This window comes from Saccharopolyspora sp. NPDC049357 (assembly GCF_040677225.1).
Classification (GTDB): Bacteria; Actinomycetota; Actinomycetes; order Mycobacteriales; family Pseudonocardiaceae; genus Saccharopolyspora.
The window spans coordinates 1-16,929 of the sequence record NZ_JBFAQJ010000035.1 but is presented as its reverse complement, the minus strand read 5'-3'; the positions used below and the strand labels follow the sequence as shown (position 1 = coordinate 16,929).

15 protein-coding genes are annotated in these 16,929 nt (G+C 70.6%); 9 read left to right on the top strand and 6 right to left on the bottom strand.

Annotated elements, in window-relative coordinates:
- Genes AB0J91_RS24760 through AB0J91_RS24750 form a run of 3 tightly spaced genes read right to left on the bottom strand, consistent with a single transcriptional unit; the run spans position 1 to position 2,267 of the window.
- Entirely contained in the window at positions 1-321 is a 321-nt protein-coding gene (locus tag AB0J91_RS24760) for a biotin/lipoyl-containing protein (protein ID WP_363873098.1), read from the bottom strand.
- Positions 314-1,303 carry an alpha-ketoacid dehydrogenase subunit beta gene (locus tag AB0J91_RS24755; protein WP_363791758.1) on the bottom strand — a complete coding sequence of 330 codons (990 nt, stop codon included), beginning with the start codon at positions 1,301-1,303 and terminating at the stop codon, positions 314-316. Before AB0J91_RS24755 ends, AB0J91_RS24760 begins: the two co-directional genes overlap by 8 nt.
- Complete coding sequence (locus AB0J91_RS24750) at positions 1,296-2,267, bottom strand: thiamine pyrophosphate-dependent enzyme (RefSeq protein ID WP_363873095.1); 972 nt, start codon at positions 2,265-2,267, stop codon at positions 1,296-1,298. The genes AB0J91_RS24755 and AB0J91_RS24750 overlap by 8 nt, the downstream gene beginning before the upstream one ends.
- 241 nt (positions 2,268-2,508) lie before the next feature.
- Between AB0J91_RS24750 and AB0J91_RS24745 the strand changes: the two genes are divergently transcribed.
- From AB0J91_RS24745 to AB0J91_RS24725, 5 genes are all read left to right on the top strand, one after another.
- Complete coding sequence (locus tag AB0J91_RS24745; protein ID WP_363873092.1) at positions 2,509-4,026, top strand: helix-turn-helix domain-containing protein; 1,518 nt, start codon at positions 2,509-2,511, stop codon at positions 4,024-4,026.
- A gap of 100 nt (positions 4,027-4,126) precedes the next feature.
- Complete coding sequence (locus AB0J91_RS24740; RefSeq protein WP_363873089.1) at positions 4,127-5,371, top strand: FAD-dependent oxidoreductase; 1,245 nt, start codon at positions 4,127-4,129, stop codon at positions 5,369-5,371.
- Complete coding sequence (locus AB0J91_RS24735; protein WP_363791750.1) at positions 5,368-5,529, top strand: hypothetical protein; 162 nt, start codon at positions 5,368-5,370, stop codon at positions 5,527-5,529. The genes AB0J91_RS24740 and AB0J91_RS24735 overlap by 4 nt, the downstream gene beginning before the upstream one ends.
- A 22-nt stretch (positions 5,530-5,551) precedes the next feature.
- On the top strand, positions 5,552-5,686 hold the full coding sequence (locus tag AB0J91_RS24730) for a hypothetical protein (RefSeq protein WP_363873086.1): 135 nt from the start codon (positions 5,552-5,554) through the stop codon (positions 5,684-5,686).
- Between the two features lie 142 nt (positions 5,687-5,828).
- Positions 5,829-7,631 (top strand): NAD(P)/FAD-dependent oxidoreductase, encoded by a 1,803-nt coding sequence (locus AB0J91_RS24725; protein WP_363873082.1) that lies wholly within the window; start codon positions 5,829-5,831, stop codon positions 7,629-7,631.
- Between the two features lie 210 nt (positions 7,632-7,841).
- On the opposite strand, the gene leuD is transcribed toward AB0J91_RS24725, so the two are convergent.
- Positions 7,842-8,453: a 3-isopropylmalate dehydratase small subunit gene (leuD, locus tag AB0J91_RS24720; RefSeq protein ID WP_363873079.1), complete on the bottom strand. Its 612-nt coding sequence runs from the start codon at positions 8,451-8,453 to the stop codon at positions 7,842-7,844.
- Positions 8,454-9,854, bottom strand: a complete 1,401-nt coding sequence (gene leuC, locus AB0J91_RS24715) for a 3-isopropylmalate dehydratase large subunit (protein WP_363873076.1) — start codon at positions 9,852-9,854, stop codon at positions 8,454-8,456.
- A 158-nt stretch (positions 9,855-10,012) separates the two neighbouring features.
- On the opposite strand from leuC, the gene AB0J91_RS24710 reads away from it, so the two are divergent.
- On the top strand, positions 10,013-10,495 hold the full coding sequence (locus AB0J91_RS24710; protein ID WP_363873073.1) for an Lrp/AsnC family transcriptional regulator: 483 nt from the start codon (positions 10,013-10,015) through the stop codon (positions 10,493-10,495).
- A gap of 5 nt (positions 10,496-10,500) precedes the next feature.
- Here the strand turns inward: AB0J91_RS24710 and AB0J91_RS24705 are convergent, their stop codons facing one another.
- Complete coding sequence (locus AB0J91_RS24705; RefSeq protein ID WP_363873071.1) at positions 10,501-11,922, bottom strand: SLC13 family permease; 1,422 nt, start codon at positions 11,920-11,922, stop codon at positions 10,501-10,503.
- A 380-nt stretch (positions 11,923-12,302) separates the two neighbouring features.
- Between AB0J91_RS24705 and AB0J91_RS24700 the strand changes: the two genes are divergently transcribed.
- The 3 genes from AB0J91_RS24700 to AB0J91_RS24690 form a co-directional block, all read left to right on the top strand.
- A complete protein-coding gene (locus tag AB0J91_RS24700) occupies positions 12,303-15,746 on the top strand; it encodes an indolepyruvate ferredoxin oxidoreductase family protein (RefSeq protein ID WP_363873068.1) in 3,444 nt (1,147 codons plus the stop codon).
- 99 nt (positions 15,747-15,845) lie between these two features.
- The gene (locus AB0J91_RS24695; RefSeq protein ID WP_363873065.1) at positions 15,846-16,502 is read left to right on the top strand and encodes an SDR family NAD(P)-dependent oxidoreductase; all 657 of its coding nucleotides are present in this window, start codon (positions 15,846-15,848) and stop codon (positions 16,500-16,502) included.
- Positions 16,503-16,580: 78 nt separating this feature from the next.
- On the top strand, positions 16,581-16,929 hold a 349-nt coding region (locus AB0J91_RS24690; protein ID WP_363873062.1), incomplete at its 3' end, for a cupin domain-containing protein.

The window sequence follows — 16,929 nt, the reverse complement described above, 5'->3', positions numbered from 1 at the left end:
TCAGTCCTCCGGCGGGGTCAGGTGGACGCGTCGCTGCGGCTTGTGGTCGACCGGAACCGTGCCGACGATGCCGGCGTGGTCCTCCACGGTGAAGGTCACCAGCGGGGCGCCGACCGCGAGCTCCTCGTCCTCCCCGACGTGCAGCCGCGATACCCGGCCGCTCTGCGGTGAGGGGATCTCGACCGCGGACTTGGTGGTCTCCAGCTCCACCAGCGGGGCGTTGTGCTCCACCCACTCTCCCTCGGCCACGAGCCATTCCAGGATCCTGGCGCTGATCAGACCTTCGCCGAGGTCGGGCAGCGGGAACGTCACTTCAGCCACGGCGGTACTCCAATGCGGTCTGCACGGCGGTCAGGATGCGGTCGACGCTGGGCAGGTACTCGTCCTCCAGCGACCCCGACGGGTAGGGCACGTCGAAGCCCGCGACGCGCTGAACGGGGGCGCGGAGTTCTCCGAAGCAGCGCTCGGTGATCAGCGCGGACACCTCGCCGCCCAGACCTGCGGTCAGCGGCGCCTCGTGCACGACCACGGCGCGGCGGGTGCGGGCGACCGATTCACCCAGCCCTTCGGCGTCGATCGGCTTGAGCCAGCGCAGGTCCAGCACCTCCAGCTCCACGCCGTCCTCCGCGGCGAGCTCGGCGACCTGCTCGCAGCGCGACACCATCGCGCCCCAGGCGACGAGCGTGGCGTGCCTGCCCCGGCGCACCACCCGGCTGCGACCGACCGGCAGCGCCTCCACCGGCTCGGCCGGGTCGAAGTCCTCGCGCTGCCAGTAGCGCGACTTGGGCTCCATGAAGATCACCGGGTCCGGGTCGGCGATCGCCTGGCGGAGCAGGTGGTAGCCCTCCGAAGGGCCCGACGGCGAGACGACCTTGAGGCCGGGGACGTGCGCGAACAGCGACTCCAAGCTCTCACCGTGGTGCTCCGGTGCCCGGATCCCGCCGAAACTGGGCAGCCGCAACGTGATCGGCATTCCCAGCGTCCCCCGGCTGCGGTAGTGCATGCGGGCCACCTGGTTGACGATCTGGTCGATCGCCGGGTAGCTGAACCCGTCGAACTGGATCTCCGGAACCGGGCGCCAGCCCGCCATCGCCAGCCCCACCGACATGCCCATGATCGCCGACTCCGCCAGCGGGGTGTCGAAAACCCGCTGCTCGCCGAACTTGTCCTGGAGGCCGTCGGTCACCCGGAACACGCCGCCGAGCGTGCCCACGTCCTCGCCGAAGATCAGCACCCGGTCGTCGTCCTCGCAGGCGTGGCGCAGCGCGGTGTTGAGCGCCTGCTGCAGCGAAAGCTCAGGCATCCTGCGACTCCTTCCAAGCGCGGTGCTGATCGAGCAGGGCGGTGGTCGGCTCGCGGTAGACGAAGCTGAACAGCTCGTCGGCCGGTGGCGACTGCATGGCGTGCAATCCCGCGGTCGTCCTGCGCACGACGTCCGCTGCGTGCTCCTCGGCGTCGGCGATCCCCTCGGCGGACACCGATCGCATCGCGCGGATGATCGGGTCCTGCTCGGCGCTGAGACGTTCCTCCTCGGCGCTGCGGTAGCGGCTCGGATCGTCCGATGTGGAGTGCGGGCCGAGCCGGTAGGTCATCGCCTCGATCACCGTGGGCCCGCCGCCCGCGCGGCCGCGTTCGAGCGCGGCCCGGGTCGCCTCGAACACCGCGGTGACGTCGTTGCCGTCCACGCGCAGGCCTTCGATGCCGTATCCGGCGGCGCGCGCCGCCACCGAGCCGCCCGCGACCTGGTCACCGGTGGGCAGCGAGATCGCCCAGCCGTTGTTCTGGCAGAAGAACACCACCGGCAAGCGGTAGATGCCCGCGAAGTTCATCGCCTCGTGCACGTCGCCCTGCGAGCTGGCGCCATCACCGAAGTAGGTCAGCGCGGCCCCGCCGGTGCCGTCCAGCTTCGCACCCATCGCCCAGCCCACGGCGTGCAGCACGGGTCCGCCGACGACGGCGTTCGGCGGCGCGAGGCGGGCGACGTTCGGGTCGTAGAGGCCGCCGTGCCAGATGTTGAGGTGCATCGCCATGTAGGCGACCGGATCCACCCCCAGCGCGACCGCCGCGCCCAGCTCGCGGTAGGTGGGGAAGGCGAAGTCGCGGGCGCGGTCCAGCGCCGCCGCGCTCCCGATCTGAGCGGCCTCCTGGCCCCTGGCCGGAGCGTAGGCGGGCAGCACGCCCTGCCGCTGCAACGCGACCGCCTCCTCGTCGAGGCGGCGCGTCACCACCATCAGGCGGAAGAGCTCGCGGAGATCTGCGTCGTCCATGAACGAAAGCGTGCGCACCGGGTCCTCGACAGTGCAACAGTGCGATTTTCGACTGCTCAGGTTGTCCGCTTTGCCGAGCGGCAGCAGTGCCGCGCTGTGCAAGTTGTCCAGTCCCCAGCCCCGGTACTCCGAACGTGCAAGCGCACTCGCCGCGGTCCTCCTGCCCTCGGCGATCAGCAACCCGGCCCTCCTGGAAGGACCCCGGCCCTGCGCTCGGCGCTCGAAGCCTGATCATGGGTGCATGGTCAAGCTGGACCGACTGATCAACGTCCTCGGTGGGTACGGGGCGCGGCTGGTGTGCTCGCCGCGCAGCCGGTCGACCGAGTTGCGGGCGGTGGCGCTGCACGACCCGGACGAGCAGGTGCCGGGTGGTGATGAAGTGCTGCTCGCCGTCGGTGTCGACGAGCAGCGAGCAGCGGAGGTGCTGTCGGAGACCAGCGCCGTGGTCGTGGTGTTCCGGCTCGACCGGATCGAGGAGCGCGCACTCGCCGTCGCCGGGGAGCGGAAGGTCGCGGTGCTGCTCGTCGACCCCGCCGTGTCCTGGGGACAGCTCGCGGGAGTGGTCTACGGACTGGTGCTCGAAGGGCGCGAGACCGAGGCGGGCCGGGGCCCGACGGACCTGTTCGCGCTGGCGGACGCGCTGGCCGAATCGGTCGGCGGTCCGGTCACGATCGAGGACCACCGCTCGGGCGTGCTCGCCTACTCGCAGCGTCAGGAGACGGCCGACCAGGCCAGGCTGGAGACGATCCTGGGCAGGCGGGTGCCGGAGGGTGTCCGCCGCGAGCTCAGCGAGCGCGGGGTGTTCCAGCACCTCGCCGAGTCCGACGAACCGGTGTTCGTCGAGCCCTCCGGTGCCCGGCGGGGACGGGCCGTGGTCGCCGTCCGGGCGGGCAAGGCGCTGCTCGGCTCGATCTGGGTCGGGACCTCGTCGCCCTTGGACGCCGAGCGCCAGTCCGCTCTGGTGCAGGCGTCCCGCACCGCCGCCGCGCACCTGCTGCGCACGCGCGCCAGCGCGGACCTGGAGCGGCAGGTCGAATCGGATCTGGTGATCGGGTTGGTCGAGGGCCACTCCGACGTCGTCACCGTGCTGAGCCGGCTCGGTTTTCGCGGTGACCGGTTCCGCGTCGTCGCGGTCCAGGCGCACAACCAGGGGGAGCACGACTCGGCGGCGCTGCTCGTCTTCGAACTCGCGACCGTGGGTTTCGGCTGGTCGCGGCCCGGGCGCAGCGCCCTGTTCGCCAACACCGTCTACACGATCCTGCCCCACGAGGACGGTGAAGCCGCGCGCGAATGGGTGCGGGCGCTCGCGCGCGAGATGCCCGAGGGCGTGGCGGTCTTCGCCGGGATCGGCGGCCCCGCGAGCCCGGACGAACTGGTCGACAGCAGGCGGGAGGCGGACGAGAGCCTCGCGGTTCACGCCGCGAAGCCGGCGGGATCGCCCGTCGTGGTCTACGACGACTCCTGGCACGAGATCCTGCTGCGCCGGCTGCAGCACGTCGCCGCGGGCGGGCGCACGCCCGCGCGCGGTCCGGTGGCCGAGCTGCGGCGGCACGACCAGGAGCACGGAACCCGGCTGATCACGACGCTGCGGACCTGGCTGGAGGTGCAGGGCGACCTCGGCGCCGCGGCGGCTCGCCTGGAGATCCACCCGAACACGGTGCGCAACCGGATGCGCAAGGTGACGCAGGTGGGAGCCCTCGACCTGGAGGACCCGGACACCCGGCTGGCGTTGGTCATCGCTCTCGCCGCCGAGCAGTAGTGGAAACCGCACAACCGACGGCTGATTGGTTGTGCGGAATCCACAGTGCCGTTCTCGTCCTGGTCGAGCATGCTTCGTGGCGACGAGAAGGAGTGTGGTCATGGGGTCTGCAGCGGGCGGCGCGCCGGGCGCGGTCGTCGTCGTGGGCGCCGGTGTGGTCGGACTGTCGACCGCGTGGTTCCTGCAGGAGCGCGGCGTCGAGGTGACGGTCGTGGATCGCAGCGGCGTCGCCGCCGGCGCGTCGTGGGGCAACGCGGGCTACGTCGCCCCGGCCTTCAGCGTTCCGCTGCCCGAACCCGCCGTGCTGCGCTACGGCGTGCGCTCGTTGTTCGACCCCAACGCTCCGCTGCACGTGCCCCGGACCGCGGACCCGGGCCTGTGGGCCTTCCTCGCGGGCTTCGCGCGGAACTGCACGCACCGCACCTGGCAGCGGTCCATGCGGTCGCTGGCGGGCCTCAACGCGGACTGCCTCGACGCCTTCGACGAACTCGCCAAGGGCGGTGTCGGCGCGCCCACCAAGACCGCCCCGGTCGTGGCCGCCTTCGAAAGGCCGGAGCAGGCAGGAGAACTGCGGGAGGAGTTCGAGCGCGCCCGCCTCGGAGGCCAGGAGATCTGGTTCGCCGACGCGGTCCCGTCCGAGGTTCCGCAGCTGTCGTCGCTGGTGAGCACGGCGCTGCGGGTGGAAGGCCAGCGCTACATCGACCCGGGCGAGTTCACCCGGTCGCTCGCCGAGGCCGTCGAGGGCCGAGGCGGGCGGATCCACACCGGGTTCACCGCGCGCGACGTCGTCCGCGACGGCGGCAGGCTGGTCGTGAAATCCACGCAGCACGACTACGTCTCCGCGGATTCGGTCGTGCTGGCCACAGGTGCGTGGCTGCCGGAGCTCGCGGTGAAGGCCGGTGTCAAGCGACAAGTGCGCGCCGGACGCGGATATTCGTTCACCCTGCCCGTGGAAGAACCCGTTCCCGGCCCGATCTACCTGCCCGCGGCGCGGGTCGCCTGCACGCCGTACCAGGGTGGTCTGCGCGTGGCGGGCACCATGGAGTTCCGCTCGCCCGACGTGGCGCTCGACGGTCGCCGCATCGAGGCGATCGTGCAGTCCGCCCGGCCGTTCCTGCGCGGTGTGGACTGGGAAGGCCGCCACGACGAGTGGGTCGGCCCCCGGCCGGTCACCGCGGACGGCCTGCCGTTGATCGGGGCGTCGAAGATGTCCGGCGTCCACATCGCCGGAGGGCACGGGATGTGGGGGCTCACGCTCGGACCGATCACCGGGCGCCTGCTGTCCGAGCGGATCGTCACCGGCGAACGTCCCGCCGCACTGCGGCCTTTCGACCCCTTGCGATGACGACCGGCGAGTTGTCCGCGACCGAGCGTCGCGAACTCGAATGGCTGCGCAAGGAGAACAGGCTCCTGCGCACGGAGAAGGAGATGTTGCTCCGCATCGCCACCGAATACGCACTGGAACACCGCAACCCCGGACCGCCGCGCGAGAACCACGGCTGACCGGACGCTCATGGAGGTCATCTTGCCGGAGTGGATCCAATTCAGCCTCGCGCTGCTCGCCTTCTTCCTGCTGGCCCTGAACCACTGGTTGACCCGGCGCGCCCACGGCCTGCGCAAGAGCAGGTCGGAGAGCCGATCTCCCTCGCCGATGGGCTGATCGCCTGGCTGCGAGCGTGCCCGATGTGTCGGCTCTGGTTCGGATCGCCGAGGCGTGACGTGCTAACTTGGAATAAGTCACCTGATTTAAATCCAAGGTCGTCGCGCCCCGTGGACGCAGGCGCGCAGCGAGAAAGGCCGCGATGTCGACGCTCCCTCCCTCGATCCCCGAGTTCTCCGATGCCGAGGTCGACGCGCTGCGTCAGCGGTACCGCGCGGAGCGTGAACGCCGGGTGCGGCCCGAGGGCAGCGCGCAGTACGCGCGGGCCGAGGGGAACTTCGGCTACTACGCCGAGGATCCGCACGCCGAGGAGCTCAGCAGGGAACCGCTCCACGACCGGGTCGACGCGATCGTGCTCGGTGGCGGGTTCGGCGGCCTGTGCGCGGGTGCGCGACTGCGCCAGGCAGGCCTGGAGCGGATCCGGATCATCGAGAAGGGCGGGGACTTCGGCGGGACCTGGTACTGGAACCGCTACCCGGGCATCCACTGCGACATCGAGTCCTACGTCTACCTCCCGCTGCTGGAGGAGGTGGGATACGTGCCGAAGTGGAAGTACTCACCGGGGGAGGAGATCCGGCAGCACGCGATGGCCATCGGCCGCACCTTCGACCTCTACCGCGACGCGTGCTTCCAGACGGGTGTCACCGAGCTCCGCTGGGACGACGGTGAGTGGATCGTGCTCACCGACCGGGGCGACGAGATGCGGGCCGCCTACGTGGTCGTCTCCAACGGCACGCTCGACCACCCGAAGCTGCCGGGCATCCCGGGCATCGAGTCCTTCCGCGGGCACACCTTCCACACCAGCCGCTGGGACTACGGCTACACCGGGGGCGGACCGGACGGCGGGCTGGACGGGCTCGCCGACAAGCGGGTCGCGATCATCGGCACCGGTGCGACCGCGATCCAGGTCGTCCCGCACGTCGCGCGGGATGCCGCGCGGCTCCACGTCTTCCAGCGCACGCCGTCCTCAGTGGACGTGCGCGACAACCGCCCGACCGACCCGGAGTGGGCGGCGTCGTTGGAACCCGGTTGGCACGCGCGGCGACGGGAGAACTTCCAGGCCGTCGTGACCGGGCAAGCGGCGGAGGTCGACCTCGTCGACGACGCCTGGACGGCGAGCGCGAACGTGCTGGGCAAGATCATCGCCACCGACGCGCGCGCGGACTGGGACGTCGACGAGTGGGAGCGGATCGAGGAACTGCTCGACTTCGAGAAGATGAACAGGCTGCGCGCGAGGGTCGAGCAGGTCGTGCACGACCCGGCCACGGCCGAGCTGCTCAAGCCCTGGTACCGGTACGGCTGCAAGCGGCCCACCTTCAGCGACGAGTACCTCGAGGCGTTCAACCGGCCCAACGTCACGCTGGTCGACACCGCCGACCACGGCGGGGTGGAGCGGTTCACGGAGAACTCCGTGGTCGTCGGCGGGCAGGAGTGCGAAGTGGACTGCGTGATCTTCGCGACCGGCTTCGAGGTCGGCAAGTCCGACGTCATGACCGGCCGCCTCCCGGTCCACGGCAGGGACGGCACGCGGCTGCTGGACGCCTGGCGCGAGACCGGTGTCCGGACGCTGCACGGATTCTGCAGCAACGGTTTTCCGAACCTGTTCCACCTGGGAGCGCTGCAGAACGCCCCCTCGGTGAACTTCGTCCACGTGCTCGACGAGCAGGCGATCCACGTCGGCGCGGTCATCGCCGCAGCACGCGAGCGCGGCGTGAAGTGCGTCGAACCCGCGGTGGAAGCCGAAATCGACTGGGTCGCCACGATCGAGTCCACCTCGCCCGAGCGCGGCTGGTTCGACGCGGAGTGCACGCCGGGCTACTACAACAACGAGGGCTCGGCCCGCCCCCGCCGCACCTTCGGACCCGGTCCGGCCGTGTTCCAGCGGCTGCTCCAGGACTGGCGCACCGGCGACGGCATCGACGAAGTCCTCGGCGACGCGAGCTGACGCGCCCGTGCCGAAAGACGCCACCCCGGAAGGGGGAGCCGGGGTGGCGTTTTCGGTGAGGTGCTAGCAGTTCGGCTCGACCGGTTCGCTCTCGAACCGGTCGGCGAGGAACCGCCCGGCGTCGGCGTTGCCCGCGAAGATCCCGAAGAGGTGGTCCGAGACGTAGGTCTTCCAGGTGACCGACCGTCCTGGCCCGCAGCACCTGACCGGTCACCGGCCGCCTGCCGCCCACCTCCTGCCGGTGGTGGGCAAAGCCGGACGTCGTCGGGATTCGTAGCCCGCGATGTCGTCGGTGTGCTGCGAGGTGCGTCCGATGTCGTCGAGCCCGGCGAGCATGCGTTCGCGCACGTCGGGCTCGATGGGGAAGGGCTCGTCGATCCCGCGTGCCCGAACCCGCTGGGCCACGAGGTCGACGGTGACCGGCGCGGTGGGCTCGGCTTCGAGCAGCCGCCACAGCCGTTCGACGACCGGAGTGGGCACGACCACCGGCAGCAGTCCGTTCTGGTGGGCGTTGCCGGCGAAGATGTCGCCGAAGCGCGGTGCGATGACCGCGCGGAAGCCGTAGTCGGTGAGCGCGTACACCGCGCCCTCGCGAGAGGAGCCGGTGCCGAAGTTCGGGCCGGCCACCAGGATCGTCGCGGCCGAGTAGGGCTCGACGTTGAGGACGAAATCGGGGTCATCGCGCCAATCGGCGAACAGGTCCTGGCCGTGACCGGCCTTGGTCAGCCGGGTCAGGAACCGGACCGGGATGATCTGGTCGGTGTCGACGTCACCGGCGCGCAGCGGCGCGGCCTGTCCGGTGTGGACGGTGAACTCCTGCATCTAGCGCTCCAGATCCGCGGGGGAGGTGAGACGGCCGGTGACGGCGCTGGCGGCGGCCACGGCAGGGGAGACGACGTGCGTGCGCGCCCCCTTGCCCTGACGGCCCTCGAAGTTGCGGTTGTTGGTCGACGCGGCCCGCTGCCCGGGACGCAGCCGGTCCTCGTTGACCGCCGCGCACAGCGAGCACCCGGAGGTGCGCAGCTGCACCCCTGCCGCGGTGAACACCTCGTCGAGACCTTCGGCGACGGCTTGCCCGCGAACTGCGTCCGAGCCGGGCACGAGGTAGACCTGCACGCCTTCGGCGACGGTGCGACCGCGCAGCACGTCGGCGGCGGCGCGCAGGTCCTCGATCCGGCCGTTGGTGCAGGAACCGATGAAGACGGCGTCGATCTCGACGTCGCGCAAGAACGTACCCGGCCTCAGGTCCATGTAGGACAGAGCCCTGGTGGCCGCGGCGCGTTCCTGCGGGTCCGCGAAGGTGGCCGGATCGGGCACGGTCGCATCGATCGGCGCGCCCTGAGCGGGATTGGTGCCCCAGGTGACGAACGGGCGGATCTCGTCGCCCTCCACGACGACCTCGCTGTCGAAGGTGGCGTCGTCGTCCGAGCGCAACGTCCGCCAGTGGGCGACCTCGGCCTCCCACTCGGCCCCGGTGGGGGCGTGCGGGCGACCCGCGAGGTAGTCGATCGTCGTGTCGTCGGCAGCGATCATGCCTGCGCGGGAACCGGCTTCGACGGTCATGTTGCACACCGTCATCCGCGCCTCCATCGACAGCGCCTCGATCGCCGGGCCCTGGTACTCCACGACGTGGCCCTGCGCGCCCAGGGTGCCGATCTGCGCGATGAGCGCGAGGATCAGGTCCTTGCCGGTGACGCCCGTTCCGAGCGTCCCGGTGACGGTGACCCGCATCGTCTTCGGCTTGGTCAGCGGCAGGGTCTGAGTGGCCAGCACGTGCTCGACCTGCGAGGTCCCGATGCCCATCGCCAGCGCGCCGAACGCACCCATCGTCGTGGTGTGCGAGTCGCAGCACACGACCGTCATGCCGGGGTGGACGAGTCCGAGCTCGGGCCCGATGACGTGGGCGATGCCGCGCTCGGGGTCGCCGCGACGGTAGACCTCGATCCCGAATTCCGCGCAGTTCTCGGCCAGCAGCGCGGCCTGCCGCCGCATCGCGGGTTCTTCGATGCGCTTGAGCAGGTTCTGCGTCGGGACGAGGTGGTCCTCGGTGCCGAGGGTGAGGTCGGGCCGGCGCACCGCACGTCCCGCGGCGCGCAGGCCGTCGAACGCGATCGGGGTGTTGATCTCGTGGAGCAGGTGCAGGTCCACGTAGAGCAGGTCCTGCGCGCCGTCGGTGCGCACGACGTGGGAGTTCCAGACCTTCTCGGCCAGCGTCCGGGCCAACGGGGCCTCCTCGTTCAGCTCGTCGGATTCGTTCCGACTGGTTCCTGGTTGCTCCTGAGTCAGTGATCAACCGAATGGGTGGGCATCTGGTACAACAGATCGACGATGCTGGATGCCAATGTCCGGGAAGCCGGATCACTCGCCCAGGAGGAGCCCTCATGCCATCCCCCTTCGAGCCGCTGGACATGGCCGTGCTCCGGCTCATCGCCGAGGAACCCCGTGCGGGTGTGCGCGAGTACGCCCGCCGGCTCGGCGTGGCCAGGGCGACGGTGCAGTCCAGAGTCGACAAGTTGCAGCGCCTCGGCGTCCTGATCAGCTGGCGACCGCAGTTCGACCCGGCCGCCATGGGTTATCAGGGCTTGGCCTACGTCCGGCTCAACCTCGCGCAGGGCAGGTTGGACCACGCGCTCGACGGTCTCAGCCGGATTCCCGAGGTCATCGAGGCGAACGCGGTCGCCGGTGACGCCGACCTGCTGTGCCGGGTGGTCGCCAAGGACAACGCGGGGTTGGAGGAGGTCCTGCAGCAGATCATCGCCGTGGACGGCGTCGAGCGGATCTCCACCGAGGTGGTGCTGAGCCGCCGCATCATGCCGAGGATCTCGCCGCTCATCCGCAAGCTGCACGACGAACTCGGCCGCTGAGCGCCTCATCCGAGCACCATCGACAGCGGCACGATCACCGCGATGGCCACGACCGAGGCCACCGAGACCGATGCCGAGAAGGTCTTGAGCGTGCCGCGCGTGGTCAGTCCGGTCAGCGACTGCAACAGCCAGAAGGTGTTGCTGGTGACGTGGATGGCGAACAGCGATCCCGCCCCTGCCGCCAGCGCGATCCACACCGCGTCGAGCCCGATCACCGGCGCGAGGGGGGCGAGGATCCCGGCCGCCGTGATCGCCGAGATCGACACCGAGCCGACCGCGATGTGCAGGATCGCCGCGACCACCCAGACCATCAGCAGCGGGAAGGCGGTGCTCGCCGAGAAGTACCGGCCGAGGATGTCACCGAGGCCGATGTTCTCGATCGTCAGCGCCAGCGAGCCGCCGACCCCGTTGAGGATGAGGATCTGCCCGCTCTCCCGGAACCCGTTGCGCAGCGCCTCGTCCATCGCTGCCTTCCCCACCGCGCGCCGGGTGACGAGGATGGTGCCGATGAGGCCCACCAGCAGCGCGATGACCGGGTCGCAGACGAAGGCCAGCGGCGCGATCTCCAGCTCGACGATGTCGAGGATCGCACCGGTCGCGATCAGCCCCAGCGCTCCCAGCACCGGGGCGAACAGCAGGATCAGCGGCGGCCGGGAGGTCGTGGTCACCTCGGTATCCGACGCGACAGCGCTGGACGCAACGGCTCTCGCCGGGTGCGCACCGCCCGAACCCCGCGGGCCCGGTGCGCTCTCGGGATCACTGCCGGTGACCGCAGCGGACGCGGGCAGCTCGTCCGTGCTCTCGTCCCACCAGCCGTGGCGGAACACGAACTGCATGATCGCCACCGAGATGACGGTGGTGGGAACCGCGACGAGCAGGCCGAGCGACAGCATGGTTCCCAGCGGGACGCCGAGCACGCCGGCCAGGGCGAGCGTGGCGATGCCCGGCACGACCATGACGACGCCGACTTCCATGCCGATCGCCATCGCCGAGATCATCCGGGGCGTGCCCGCCTTGCCGATGCGCATTCCCAGTCCGCGCGCCAGCGGCGCCACGATCACGACCAGCACGTCCAGGAAGATCGACTGGAGCACGGTCGCGACGCTGACCGACAGCGCGTACGGCATGCGCTTGGGCCCGATGTGCTTGAGCAGGGCTTCGATCAGCCGCTCGATCGCGCCCGACCGCTGCAGCAGCGATCCCGCGAGGACGCCGAAGGCGACGAGCAGGCCGATCTCGGCCATGAGATCGCCGAAACCCCGAGTGATGGCTTCGATGGTCCCGTCGACGCCCAGGCCGGAGGTCATTCCCAGGTAGGAGGAGCTCAGCAGCAGGGCGATCACGGGATTGACCCGGAACCGGGTGATCAGCAGTACCGCGGCGAGGATCGCGAACGCGGTGTTGAGCAGGATCAGGCTGTTGGTCATGGCGGTGGCATCCCCGTGTCGCGCTCGGTGATGAGCGATCGGACGTCGTTGTCGTGAGGGCTGCGGGTGGGCCGTTGTGGAGCGAGAACGTAACCGCCGGTGTCCAATGCGTAAATAGTCAGGCTGATTTCTGGACCAGTTGTGCAATTCGATCATGATTTTGCGTGCCACGGCGTGCCAAGGGATCAGTGAACCACCGGCTGACGTCCGTTTGTGCACCAGAAGTACATCCGATACGACCGTTGGCACAGTTCCTGGAACGCGGCGCACCGCGAAATCTGGCCGTTGGACCAGAAAGTGTGGAATCAGTTGAACAACCGGGTTTACCAGGCATAACGTGACCCGCGTCTCGTCTCGACGCGTTTGGAAGAGGTGCCGGCTTGAGCACGACCATCGACACGCCGACCCGCGGTTCGTTCTCGCTCGACGCCCGCTACCTGGCCGAGGACGGTGCGGTGTACCTGACCGGCGTGCAGGCGCTCGTGCGAGCCCTGCTCGACCGGAGCCGGCACGACCGGCGGGAAGGGCACCGCGGTTCGCTGTACGTCACCGGTTACGAGGGGTCCCCGCTGGCCGGCTACGACCTGGAGATCCAGCGCCGTTCCCGGCTGATGGCAGACCACGGCGTGGTGCACGCGCCCGCGCTCAACGAGGAGCTCGCCGCGACCGCGCTGGTCGGCACCCAGCTCGCCGGGCAGGTCGCCGAGCTGACCACCGACGGCGTCACCGGCTTCTGGTACGGCAAGGCCCCCGGCCTGGACCGGGCCACCGACGCGATCCGGCACGCCGCCTTGATCGGCACGTCCCCGAAGGGCGGTGTCGTCGCGCTCGTCGGAGACGACCCGAGCGCGAAGTCCTCCACCGTGCCCTGCTCGTCCGAACCCGCCCTGGCGGACCTGCAACTGCCGACCTTCTACCCGGCGGACTCCCAGGAGGTCATCGACCACGGTCTGCACGCCGTCGAGCTGTCCCGCGCCAGCGGGCTGTGGACGGCGATGAAGGTCGCCACCAACGTCGCCGACGGCGCCTCCACCGCCCACGTCGATCCGCGGTGGACCGCCCCGGACATGGACGGGCTTCCCGGTGACCTGCGGGCCTACTCGCACGTCCCGCACGCGCGCCTGCTCGGCCCCGAGCTCGCCGAGCTGGAGCGGAGCCTGAACCAGGTCAGGATGCCGATCGCGCTCGAGTACCTGCGGCGCAGCGGCGTCAACCGGATCCTCGGTGCGACCGGCTCGGCCCGGATCGGGATCGTCGCGGCCGGCAAGACCTACCTCGACGTGCGGCAGGCGCTGGACGAACTCGGCCTCGACGAACCGGCCTGCGAGGACCTGGGGATCCGGCTTCTGAAGCTGGGCGCGGTGATCCCGGTCGAACCGGAGATCGTGCGCGAGTTCGCCAGCGGGCTCGACGAGATCGTGGTGGTGGAGGACAAGCGGGCCTTCCTGGAGGTCGCGCTCAAGGAGATCCTCTACGGGCTTCCGGGTGCTCCGCGCGTGACCGGCAAGCGGGACCCGCACGGCGCTCGGTTGTTCAGCGACGTCGGCGAGCTCGACCCGGGCGCAGCCGCGGCCGGACTGCGACGACGTCTGCGCGACAACGGATTCCCCGTTCAGTCCGAACAGGACGCGAAGCGACCCGAGCGGATCATGCTGCCGCTGGCCGCCCGCACCCCCTACTTCTGCTCCGGGTGCCCGCACAACTCCTCGACGAAACCGCCGGAAGGCGCGCTCGTCGGCGGTGGCATCGGCTGCCACGCGATGGTCCTGCTGATGCCGGAGGAACAGGTCGGCACCGTCACCGGGCTGACGCAGATGGGCGGCGAAGGCGTGCACTGGATCGGCATGGCGCCCTTCGTCAGCACCACCCACTACCTGCAGAACCTCGGCGACGGGACCTTCGCCCACTCGGGCAGCCTCGCGATCCGGGCGGCGGTGGCCGCCGGGGCGCCGATGACGTTCAAGATCCTGTTCAACTCGACGGTCGCCATGACCGGTGGGCAGGACGCGGTCGGCGCTCGCGGTGGCCTGACGCAGCTGGTGGAAACCGTGCTCGCAGAAGGGGTCTCCCGCATCGTCGTGACGGGCGACCGGCCGGACCGCGTGCGAAAGGCGTTGCGCCGAGACGGAGTGCTCCGCGACCGGGTGAGCGTGCGCCACCGGGACGAACTCGTCGAGGTCCAGACCGAGCTGTCCCGCGAGCCGGGTGTGACGGTCCTCGTGCACGACCAGGAGTGCGCGGCCGAGAAGCGGCGCAAGCGCAAGCGCGGATCGCTGCCCACCCCGGCGACCAAGGTCATGATCAACGAGCGGGTGTGCGAGGGGTGCGGTGACTGCGGGCAGAAGTCGAACTGCCTCTCGGTCCGCCCGGTCGACACCGAGTTCGGCCGCAAGACGCAGATCCACCAGTCCTCCTGCAACCTCGACTACTCGTGCCTGGACGGCGACTGCCCGTCGTTCGTCACCGTCGTCCCCGACACCGAGAAGCGCTCCGCGACACCGGTCGTGCCGCCGGTGGGTCCTCTGCCCGAGGCGGTGCCGCAGGTCCCGGTCGACGACTTCACCCTGCGCATCACCGGAGTCGGCGGCACCGGCGTCGTGACCGTGGCCCAGGTGCTGGCCACCGCCGCGGCCATCGACGGCAGGCACGTGCGCGCCCTCGACCAGACCGGCCTCGCCCAGAAGGGCGGCGCCGTCGTCTCCGACGTCAAGATCAGCACCACCCCGATCGCGCGAGCGGCCAAGATCACCGACGGCGAGTGCGACCTCTACCTGGGATGCGATTCCCTCGTGGCCACCGACCCCGGCCAGCTCAAGTCCACCAGCCCGGACCGGACGATCGCGGTCGTGTCCACCGCGGAGGTCCCCACCGGGCACATGGTCGTGGACCCCACCGCGACCTTCCCCGACCAGGGCAGCGTCCGCTCGGCCGTCGACGAGCACGTGGCGCGGGCGCACCACCTCGCCGCCGACCGGCTCTCGCTGGAACTGTTCGGCGACGAGCAGTTCGCGAACATGCTGCTGGTCGGGGCCGCCTTCCAGGCCGGGGCGCTCCCGCTGCCGGCCGAGGCGGTCGAACAGGCGATCCGCCTCAACGGCGTGCGCGTCGAGGAGAACCTGCTGGCCTTCGGCCACGGCCGCCGCGCCCTCGTGGGCGAGCCCGCTCCCGAACCAGCGCCGATGACCCTCGACGAGCTGATCGCGCACCGCACCGACGAGCTCACCGACTACCAGCACGCCCGCTACGCCGCCGACTACCGGCGCTTCGTCGACCAGGTCCGGGCCCGCGAGGACGAGGCGGTCCCGGGCAGCACGGTGCTGACCGAGGCGGTGGCCCGCCACCTGTTCAAGCTCATGGCCTACAAGGACGAGTACGAGGTCGCCCGGCTCTCGCTCGACCCGGCGCTGGAGAACAACGTCCGCGCGCAGTGGGGGCCGGGCGCCCGGGTGAGCTACCGGCTGCACCCGCCCGTGCTCCGGGCCCTGGGCATGCGGCGCAAGATCGCGCTGGGCCCGTGGTTCCGCCCCGCGTTCCGCGCGCTGCGCGGACTCCGGCGGCTGCGCGGCAGCGCCCTCGACCCGTTCGGCCACGCCCACGTCCGCAAGGTCGAACGCGCCCTCATCGTCGAATACCGCACGGCCGTCGAAGAAGCCCTGCCCGCCCTCAGCGGAACCACCCTGCCCGCGGCGCTGGAACTCGCCGAACTGCCCGACATGATCCGCGGCTACGAGCAGATCAAGCTCGACTCGGTCGAGAAGTACCGCGAGCGCATGACCGCGATCCGCGAGACCCTGACCGAACTCTCCGCGGAGGTACCGGCCTGACCACCTCGCTGGAGCGGCCTCGGAGGTGTTGGATGGAGGCCCGGCGCCTCCGAGGGCAGGGCACGACGTGCCGGACGTTCGTCCGATGAAGGGAGAGCCATGACCACCATCGCGATCATCGGTGCCGGTCCGGGACTGGGCGCCTCCGCGGCGCGCCGGTTCGGGCGGGAGGGCTTCTCCGCCGCGTTGATCTCGCGCACGCAGGACAACGTCGACCGCCTCGCCGCCGAACTCGGCGACGACGGGGTCCGGGCACGCGGGTACGCCGCCGACGTGCAGGACCGGGAACGCGTGGTGGAGGCGCTGAAATCCGCCGCCGACGATCTCGGAACGATCGAGGTCCTGCAGTACAGCCCGGCACCGCGCAGGGAATTCCTGCGTCCCGTGCTCGACACCGGCGTCGACGACTTCGCCGCCGCCGTCGAGTTCTCCCTCCACGGCTCGGTCACCGCCGTGCAGCAGGTGCTGCCCGGGATGACCGAGCTGGGCAAGGGCACGATCCTGCTGGTCAACGGAGGCAGCGCGGCGACGCCCAACGGCAACGTCGCGGGCACCTCCGTCGCGTTCGCCGGCGAGTCCGCCTACGGGACGATGCTGCACGACGCCCTCGCACCCCGGATCCACGTCGGGCAGCTCGTCGTTCCCGGAACAATCGGCGGGGGAGACCCCATGTTCGCCCCGGACGCGCTGGCCGAGAAGCTCTGGACGATGCACGTGCAGCGCGGCAACTTCCGCGTCACCGTCGGGCCGGCGTGACGGGCGGGGCAGAAAGCCCCTGGCACCTGTTTCGCGGCGGGAACACGCTGGTCGGGTAGCGCTCGGAAGGAGCGGATCATGACCATGCACAGCACACAAGCGGTCGAATGCCGCGGCTTCGACCGTCCCGACGACGTACGCGAGTTCGAGCACGGCCGCGCCGAGGTGCTGCAGATGGCGGGCGGCGCCATCGGGCGTCTCGTGCTGCACCCCGGATGGCAGTGGAGCCAGGACGTCAAACCCATCGCCGGCACCGACTGGTGCGAGGCACCCCACTTCCAGTACCACGTCTCCGGGACGTTGCACGTGAAGATGTCCGACGGCAACGAGTTCGACGTCGGCCCCGGCTCGGTCAGCTCCCTGCCGCAGGGCCACGACGCCTGGGTCGTCGGCGACGAGGACGTCGTCCTCGTCGACTGGTACGGCG